Origin of the sequence: Burkholderia sp. Ap-955, from assembly GCF_011753045.1 — a bacterium.
Taxonomy (GTDB): domain Bacteria; phylum Pseudomonadota; class Gammaproteobacteria; order Burkholderiales; family Burkholderiaceae; genus Burkholderia; species Burkholderia lata_D.
On sequence record NZ_VWWH01000084.1, the window covers coordinates 24,351 to 32,403 of the forward strand.

Annotated in this window: 8 protein-coding genes; all 8 read left to right on the forward strand. The window is 68.7% G+C overall.

Going from position 1 to position 8,053, the window contains the following annotated elements:
- The first annotated feature begins 12 nt into the window (after window positions 1-12).
- The 8 genes from F3J15_RS30055 (at window position 13) to F3J15_RS30090 (ending at window position 8,014) form a co-directional block, all read left to right on the forward strand.
- Window positions 13-651 (forward strand): hypothetical protein, encoded by a 639-nt coding sequence (locus F3J15_RS30055; protein WP_166895785.1) that lies wholly within the window; start codon window positions 13-15, stop codon window positions 649-651.
- A gap of 34 nt (window positions 652-685) precedes the next feature.
- Window positions 686-1,252: a helix-turn-helix transcriptional regulator gene (locus tag F3J15_RS30060; RefSeq protein ID WP_166895787.1), complete on the forward strand. Its 567-nt coding sequence runs from the start codon at window positions 686-688 to the stop codon at window positions 1,250-1,252.
- 117 nt (window positions 1,253-1,369) lie between these two features.
- Complete coding sequence (locus tag F3J15_RS30065) at window positions 1,370-1,579, forward strand: hypothetical protein (RefSeq protein ID WP_166895790.1); 210 nt, start codon at window positions 1,370-1,372, stop codon at window positions 1,577-1,579.
- 99 nt (window positions 1,580-1,678) lie between these two features.
- Complete coding sequence (locus tag F3J15_RS30070; RefSeq protein ID WP_166895792.1) at window positions 1,679-2,260, forward strand: HD domain-containing protein; 582 nt, start codon at window positions 1,679-1,681, stop codon at window positions 2,258-2,260.
- 55 nt (window positions 2,261-2,315) lie between these two features.
- Entirely contained in the window at window positions 2,316-3,044 is a 729-nt protein-coding gene (locus F3J15_RS30075; protein WP_089485262.1) for a class I SAM-dependent methyltransferase, read from the forward strand.
- 296 nt (window positions 3,045-3,340) lie between these two features.
- Window positions 3,341-4,534 carry an efflux RND transporter periplasmic adaptor subunit gene (locus F3J15_RS30080; protein ID WP_166895794.1) on the forward strand — a complete coding sequence of 398 codons (1,194 nt, stop codon included), beginning with the start codon at window positions 3,341-3,343 and terminating at the stop codon, window positions 4,532-4,534.
- A gap of 2 nt (window positions 4,535-4,536) precedes the next feature.
- Window positions 4,537-6,627: a MacB family efflux pump subunit gene (locus F3J15_RS30085; RefSeq protein ID WP_166895796.1), complete on the forward strand. Its 2,091-nt coding sequence runs from the start codon at window positions 4,537-4,539 to the stop codon at window positions 6,625-6,627.
- 13 nt (window positions 6,628-6,640) lie between these two features.
- Window positions 6,641-8,014 carry an efflux transporter outer membrane subunit gene (locus F3J15_RS30090; protein ID WP_166895798.1) on the forward strand — a complete coding sequence of 458 codons (1,374 nt, stop codon included), beginning with the start codon at window positions 6,641-6,643 and terminating at the stop codon, window positions 8,012-8,014.
- Window positions 8,015-8,053 lie beyond the last annotated feature (39 nt).

Genomic DNA, 8,053 nt, shown 5'->3' on the forward strand with positions numbered 1-8,053 from the left:
GGGACAACAACAATGAACGTATCGATCACGCGCCGGCGCCTGCTGGCCGCCGGCATGGCCGCCAGCAGCCTCGCGCTGTCGGGCTGCTTCACGCCGAAGCTGTACAAGGACGACGGATACAGCGAGCAAGTGTCCGGATTCATGATGACCGAGGACGGCAAGAAACTCGTCGTCCTGGGCACGGACTACCATTACATCTTCGATTTGCCGGCGCAGTTGCGGCCGGTCCTGATGTCCGGTTACCGGAAATCGCTGCGCACGACGTTCGCCGCCTTTCATGCGAGCGGCGGCAGCATCACGGGCCAATACCGGATCGTGCTGCCGAAGGACGCGTCGGACGACGATCGGCAGGCGGCCGCCGCCGACGGCTTCACCGCCGCGCAGGCCGGCCTCGTGCTCGAAGGCGACATCAGCGGCAAGCGCTATTCGACGGAAGGGTTCGCCGAAAAGTACAAGACGAGCACGCAGCCGTTCAACCGGCCGTACTCGGTCTACATCAGGCAATCGCCGTCCGCGCTCGGCATGGGGCTGCGGATTCTCGCCACGCCGGTCACGCTTGCCGCTGACGGCGTGCTCGTGCTGGGCGGCATCGTGCTCTTGCCGTTCGCGGCAATTGCGATCGAGGCGAACGGCGGCATCCGGATCATGTAAAGGCGTGCGGTACGAGCGCAACAGGAGCATCGCCATGACCGCCTCACCACTTCACGCGCCGCCGCTCGGCCCGCAACTCAAGCGCTGGCGCACGCTGCATCGCGTCAAGCAAAACCATGCGGCCGAACTGTTCGGCGTCGCGCAATCGACGATCTCGCGCTGGGAAGCCGGCCTCCAGCAGATGTCGCCCGACGAGCGCGCGACGGCCGAGCGGTTGCTCGCGGCACGCCTCGATTCGGCCGGCGATCACGCGCTTGCGCGACTCGTCGCGGGCAGCGCGGGCCGCATGCATCTCGTGTGCGACCTCACGCACCGCCTGCTCGCTTCTTCCCCGGCGCGCGCGGCCGAATTCTCGCAGCCGCTGTCGATGTTGCTCGGCACGTCGCTGTGGCGCTACGCGACGCCGGAGATCGTCCGCATGGAAGCCGCGCTCGACACGCTCGGCTGGCACGACCACGCGGGGCCGCCGAGCGTCGAATTCGACACCGGTGCGAATGCGTCGCGCGTCGTGCCGATCCGCGGCAGCACGTGCCGGTGGACGCGGATGACGCTGTCGGACGGCTCGGCCGCGCGGCTCGTGGAGACGCTCCAGGATGCGTGATTGCCGGGTCGCGATGAAGCACCGCATGCCGGCAACGGTGCGGCGAGCTTCAACGTGTCCGGCATGCCACGCAAAAGATGCGAACGTGAATGGCAGCACGCCCAGGGGAAATGCCACATGTCGACGCTTGTCATGCGAGAACTCGTGATCGTCGCGTTCATTCTCTATCTGGGCGCGGCCGTGCTCGTTGCGCTTCGCTCGGGTGTGGCCAACGCCGGCGGCAGGCGGGTGGGGCGCCGCAGCAGCCCCTGGCTGTTCAGCCTGATCGTCGGTGTTCAGACGGCCTTCCTCGCGCTGTTCTGCTGGGCCGGGCTTTTCGTGAAGTAGAGGCTCGGCAAAGCGCCTCCGCCACGCATATTTCATGCGTGGACGAAGCACACCCACCCGCATTACGCTAGGCGCTCATCGCAACGACGCCGACCCACCATGACCCCCGATACGATCCACGCGCGGCTCGCTTTCCTGCGCGAAGCCGAACGCCTGAAGGATGTGCTGCGCAGCGGCCACACGTCGTCCGGGCGCGCGGAAAGCACGGCCGAGCACAGCTGGCGGCTGTGCCTGATGGCGCTCGTGTTCGCCGACGCGCTGCCCGGCATCGACACGCTGAAGCTGCTGAAGCTGTGCGTCGTCCACGATCTCGGCGAGGCGCTGCACGGCGACATTCCCGCGATCGAACAAGACGCGCACCCCGACAAAAGCGCGCAAGAACGCGACGACCTGCTGACGCTGACCGCACCGCTCGATCCCGCGCGGCGCGACGAGATCGTCGCGCTGTGGGATGAATACGAGGCGGCGGCTACGCCGGAAGCACGTGCGGCGAAGGCGCTCGACAAGCTCGAGACGATCCTGCAGCACAACCAGGGCAGCAACCCGCCCGATTTCGACTACGCGTTCAATCTCGGCTACGGCCGCCGCTACACCGACGCCGCGCCGCTGTTCAGCGCGATCCGCGACGTCGTCGACGCCGACACGCAACGCCGGATCGACGCGGGCAGGCAGCGCGCGTAAGCTCGCGGGATCGGGCGCGCGGCACCGCGTGCCCTACCCGCACGAGGCACTACGCATGACGCAGAACATCTACGACGACCCGGCCTTCTTCGAAGGCTACAGCCGCCTGAGCCGCTCGATTCACGGCCTCGACGGCGCACCCGAATGGCCCGCGCTGCGCGCGCTGCTGCCCGACCTGCACGGCCGCGACGTGCTCGACCTCGGCTGCGGCTACGGCTGGTTCAGCCGCTGGGCGGCCGATCAGGGCGCGGCAAGCGTGCTCGGCATCGATGTCTCCGAGCGCATGCTCGAACGCGCGGCCTGGACCGCCGCGCACCCGGCGATCACGTACCGCCGCGCCGATCTCGAAACGCTCGCGTTGCCCAACGCCGCGTTCGATCTCGCATACAGCTCGCTCGCCTTCCACTACGTCGCGCACCTCGACACGCTGCTGCGCACGATTCATCGCGCGCTCGTGCCCGGCGGGCGGCTCGTGTTCTCGATCGAACATCCCATTTATACGGCGCCGCGCCGGCCCGGCTTCGTCGTCGATGCGCAGGGCAACCGGTCCTGGCCGCTCGACGGCTACCAGCGCGAAGGCGAACGCGTGACCGACTGGCTCGCGCCGGGCGTCGTCAAGCAGCACCGCACGCTCGGCACGCTCGTGAACCTGCTGATCGGCAGCGGCTTCACGCTCACGCACCTGGACGAATGGGGACCGACGCAGGCGCAGGTCGATGCGCTGCCCGCGCTCGACGAGGAGCGCGACCGGCCGATGATGGCGCTCGTCGCCGCGCAGCGGTAACGCACGTCAGTACACGCCGCGATACGCGCACGGGCCTTCGCGTGCCGTGGTCACGGTCCGCAACAATGACGCCGCACGGCCTCCGTTTCCGTGCGGCGTTCGCACAATTCAGCACAATTTCCACACGATTTGGCGTGATGTCCTCGCTTACCATGAGCGGCTGATTCGACTCGGCACGCCCGCGCGATGCGTACGCGGATGCCGTCGCGGGCAACCTGCCCGACATGCGACGCCGACCGGATCGTCCCGCCTGGCCGCACGCATCGCCGGCACTGCCTGATCCTCGCCGCACGTTCATGACTCAGAAGACCCATCGCCGCCGGCGCATCGTGCTGGCTACCCTTGCCATCGTGGCAATCGCCGCCGGCGTCACGCTGAAGGCGTGCGCACCCGACAAGCATCCGCAATACCTGTCCGCGCCCGTCTCGCGCGGCGATCTCGAGAACGCGGTGCTGGCCACCGGCGCGCTGCAGGCCTTCCGGCAGGTCGACGTCGGCGCGCAGGTGTCGGGGCAGTTGAAGTCGCTGAAGGTCAAGCTCGGCGACAAGGTCACGAAGGGCCAGTGGCTCGCCGAGATCGATCCCGTGATCTCGGAAAACGCGCTGCGCCAGGCGCGCGCCAGCGAAGAAAGCCTGCGCGCGCAACAACAATCGACCGCCGCGCAACTCACGCAGGCGGAACTCGCGTTCAAGCGCCAGCAGGCGATGCTGCCCGACGATGCAACCTCGCGCGAATCGTTCGAGGCCGCACGCGCGGCGCTCGACGTGCAGCGCGCGACACTCGCGTCGCTCGCCGCGCAGATCCGCTCGGCCCGCATCCAGATCGAAACGGCGCAGGCGAACCTCGGCTATACGCGCATCGTCGCGCCGATCGACGGAGAGGTCGTCGCGGTCGTCACGCAGGAAGGCCAGACCGTGATCGCCCAGCAGCAGGCGCCGGTGATCCTGAAGCTCGCCGATCTCGACACGATGACCGTGAAGGCGCAGGTGTCGGAAGCCGACGTGATCCGCGTGCGTGCCGGCCAGACCGCGTATTTCACGATCCTCGGCGAACCGGACAAGCGCCACTACGGCAAGCTGCGCGCGATCGAGCCGGCGCCGCAGAACTACGCGGAAGCGCAGAGCCCGCTCGGTGGTGGCGCGGGCGGCGGCACGAAACCGAATTCGGCCGTGTTCTACAACGCGCTGTTCGAAGTGCCGAATCCCGAGCATCGGCTGCGCATCTCGATGACCGCGCAAGTCAACATCGTGCTCGGCAATGCACGCAACGCGCTCAGCATTCCGGCGGCCGCGCTCGGCGAAAAGCGCAAGGACGGCACCTACGCGGTGCGTGTGCTGCGCGCCGACGGCAGCACGGAGACGCGCAACGTGCGCATCGGCATCAACAACAACGTGCGCGTCGAAGTCCTGGCCGGCCTGAAGGACGGCGACCGCGTCGTGATCGGCGAAGCGGCCGGTGACGACCACGCGCCGCTGGCGGACGTGATGTGACGATGAGCCAGCCCCTGCTGAAACTCGCCGCCGTCACGCGACGCTTTCCGGCCGGCGACAAGGATGTCGTTGTCCTGAACAACGTCAACCTGTCGATCCACGCGGGCGAGATCGTCGCGATCGTCGGCGCGTCGGGCTCCGGGAAGTCGACGCTGATGAACATCCTCGGCTGCCTCGACCACCCGAGCGAAGGTACCTACTCGGTCGGCGGCCGCGACACGCACATGCTCGACAGCGACGAGCTCGCGCAACTGCGCCGAGAGCACTTCGGCTTCGTGTTCCAGCGCTACCACCTGCTGCCGCACGTCGACGCCGTCGCGAACCTCGAGATGCCCGCGATCTATGCCGGCACGCCGCGCGCCGAGCGGCACGCACGCGCACGCGAACTGCTCGCGCGCCTCGGGCTCGCGGATCGTGCGCACCATCGCCCCGGGCAACTGTCCGGCGGCCAGCAGCAGCGCGTGAGCATCGCGCGTGCGTTGATGAACGGCGGCCAGGTGATCCTCGCCGACGAACCGACCGGCGCGCTCGACACGAAAAGCGGCCAGGACGTGATCCGCATCCTGCACGAGCTGAACGCGCTCGGCCATACGATCGTCATCGTCACGCACGACAAGGCCGTCGCGCGCCATGCGAAGCGCATCATCGAGATCAGCGACGGCGAGATCGTCGCCGACCGGCCGAATCGTCACTACGCAGAAGCGCTCGAGGAAGCGCTCGTGGAAGCGGGGGTCGACGCAGCGGAAGCGAGCGAAGCCGCCACCCGCGCGCCGCACGCGCACGATCGCCACGACACGCCACCGCCGCCCGCCGCCGTCGACACCGATACCGATACCGATACCGATACCGATACCGATACCGATACCGCCACCCGCACGCGACGCTTCGCGGCCGGCTCCGGCCGCTTCGCCGAAGCCTGCCGGATGGCATGGATCGCGCTTGTATCGCACCGGCTGCGCACGCTGCTGACGATGCTCGGCATCATCATCGGCATCACGTCGGTCGTGTCGATCGTCGCGATCGGTGAAGGCGCGAAGCGCTACATGCTCGACGAGATCGGCAGCATCGGCACGAACACGATCAACCTCTATCCGGGCACCGACTGGGGCGACAGCCGCGCCGACGCGATCCAGACGCTCGTGCCCGCCGATGTCGCCGCGCTCGCCGAGCAGCCGTACGTCGACAGCGCGACGCCCGAAACGTCGCGCACGCTGCTGCTGCGCTACCGCAACGTCGACGTGAACGCGCTCGTGAGCGGCGTCGGCGATCGCTTCTTCCAGGCGCGCGGGATGCGCTTCGCACTGGGTGTCGCGTTCGACGAGGACGCGGTGCGCCGCCAGGTGCAGGTGGCCGTGATCGACCAGAACACGCGCCGCAAGCTGTTCGGCGCGACGCGCAACCCGATCGGCGAAGTGATCCTGGTCGACAACGTGCCGTGCATCGTGATCGGCGTGACGGCCGACAAGAAGAGCGCGTTCGGCAGCGTGAAGAGCCTGAACGTGTGGGTGCCGTACACGACCGCGAGCGGGCGCCTGTTCGGGCAGCGCTATCTCGACAGCATCACCGTGCGCGTGCGCGACGGGCAGCCGAGCGCCGCCGCCGAGAAAAGCCTCGAAAAGCTGATGACGCAGCGCCACGGCCGCAAGGACTTCTTCACGTACAACATGGACAGCGTGGTGAAGACCGTCGAGAAGACCGGCCAGTCGCTCACCTTGCTGCTGTCGCTGATCGCGGTGATCTCGCTCGTCGTCGGCGGGATCGGCGTGATGAACATCATGCTGGTGTCGGTCACCGAGCGCACGCGCGAAATCGGCATCCGGATGGCGGTCGGCGCGCGCCAGTCCGACATCCTGCAGCAGTTTCTCGTCGAAGCCGTGCTCGTCTGCCTGCTCGGCGGCACGATCGGCATCGCGCTGTCGTTCGGGCTCGGCGCGCTGTTCTCGATGTTCGTCGCGCAGTGGAAGATGGTGTTCTCGGCCGGCGCGATCGTGACCGCGTTCGTCTGCTCGACGCTCACCGGTGTGATTTTCGGCTTCATGCCCGCGCGCAACGCATCGCGGCTCGATCCGATCGATGCGCTCGCGCGCGATTGAAGAAAGATCTGTCATGACGCATTCCTCTTCCCTCCACCGCCTGGGCGCAGTCGCGTGCGCGGCCGCGCTGCTCGCCGGCTGTGCCGGCGCGCGCCACGAACCGCTGCCCACCGTCGCGATGCCCGCGAACTGGGAAGCGCCGGTCGCGGCCGGCGCACCGTCCACCACACGCGACTGGTGGCGCAGCTTCGGCGATCCGCAGCTCGACGCGCTGATCGACGACGCGCTGCGCGCCAACAACGACCTCGCGATCGCGGCGATCCGCGTGTACCGTGCGCAACTGCAGGCCGGGCTCGCGGATACGAACCTGACGCCGAACGTGTCGCTCGGCGCGAACGGCGCCGTGTCGCGCACGCTCGATACGCACCAGATGAGCCGGACGAGCGGCGTGACCGGCTCGCTCAGCTATGAAATCGACCTGTGGGGCCGGCTGGCCGCGCTGCGCGACGCCGCGCGCTGGGAAGCCGACGCGACGGCCGCCGATCTCGAAGCCGCGCGGCTGTCGCTGATCGGCACGACCGCGTCGCTGTACTGGCAGATCGGCTATCTGAACCGGCAGATCGCGCTCGGCGACGCGAACATCGCGTATGCGGTCCGCACGCTTGCGGTCGTCCGGTCGCGGCACACGGCCGGCGCCGTGTCGGGGCTCGATCTCGCGCAGGCCGAACAGAGCCTCGCCGCGCAACGCGCCGCGCAGACGCAACTGATCCAGCAACGCACCGAGAACCGCCACGCGCTCGCGATCCTGTTTGACCGGCCGCCGCAGCAGCACGCGGCCGAGCCGGCCGCACTGCCCGTCGCGGCGCCGCCGGAAGTCGTGGCCGGCCTGCCCGCGAGCCTGCTCGGCCGGCGCCCCGACCTGCGCGCGGCGGAATTCCGGCTGCGCGAGTCGCTCGCGCAGGTCGACGCGACGCGCACGAGCTTCTATCCGACCTTCACGCTGACCGGCCAGGCCGGCACGTCGAGCACGAGCCTCGAGCGCGTGCTGATGAATCCGGTCGGCACGCTCGGGCTGGGCCTGGCACTGCCGTTCATCCAGTGGAACACGATGCAGCTGCAGATCAAGGTGTCGAAGTCGCAGTACGAAGAAGCCGTCGTCGGGTTCCGCCAGAAACTCTACACGGCGCTCGCGGAAGTCGAGAACGCGCTGTCGGCGCGTGTGCAGCTCGAACGCGAAGCCGAACAGCGCGCGCTGTCGCTGGCCCAGGCGCAGCGCGCCGAACAGCTGGCCGCCGCGCGCTTCGCGGCCGGCGCGACCGCCGTGCAGCCGTGGCTCGATCAGCAGCAGCGGCTGCGCGATGCGCAAAGCGCCGACGAACTGACGCGCCTGAACCGGCTCAACAACCAGATGACGCTGTACCGCGCGCTCGGCGGCGGGATGTCCTGACCGGCGCGCGCACCGCGCCGGCCGCGCCGACCCTGCGCG

Excerpts from the sequence above, each read along its gene's own strand:
- F3J15_RS30060 (WP_166895787.1), top strand. The coding sequence starts at position 686 with ATGACCGCCTCACCACTTCACGCGCCGCCGCTCGGCCCGCAACTCAAG.
- F3J15_RS30070 (WP_166895792.1), top strand. The coding sequence starts at position 1,679 with ATGACCCCCGATACGATCCACGCGCGGCTCGCTTTCCTGCGCGAAGCC.
- F3J15_RS30080 (WP_166895794.1), top strand. The coding sequence starts at position 3,341 with ATGACTCAGAAGACCCATCGCCGCCGGCGCATCGTGCTGGCTACCCTT.
- F3J15_RS30090 (WP_166895798.1), top strand. The coding sequence starts at position 6,641 with ATGACGCATTCCTCTTCCCTCCACCGCCTGGGCGCAGTCGCGTGCGCG.
- F3J15_RS30055 (WP_166895785.1), top strand. The coding sequence starts at position 13 with ATGAACGTATCGATCACGCGCCGGCGCCTGCTGGCCGCCGGCATGGCC.
- F3J15_RS30075 (WP_089485262.1), top strand. The coding sequence starts at position 2,316 with ATGACGCAGAACATCTACGACGACCCGGCCTTCTTCGAAGGCTACAGC.
- F3J15_RS30085 (WP_166895796.1), top strand. The coding sequence starts at position 4,537 with ATGAGCCAGCCCCTGCTGAAACTCGCCGCCGTCACGCGACGCTTTCCG.
- F3J15_RS30065 (WP_166895790.1), top strand. The coding sequence starts at position 1,370 with ATGTCGACGCTTGTCATGCGAGAACTCGTGATCGTCGCGTTCATTCTC.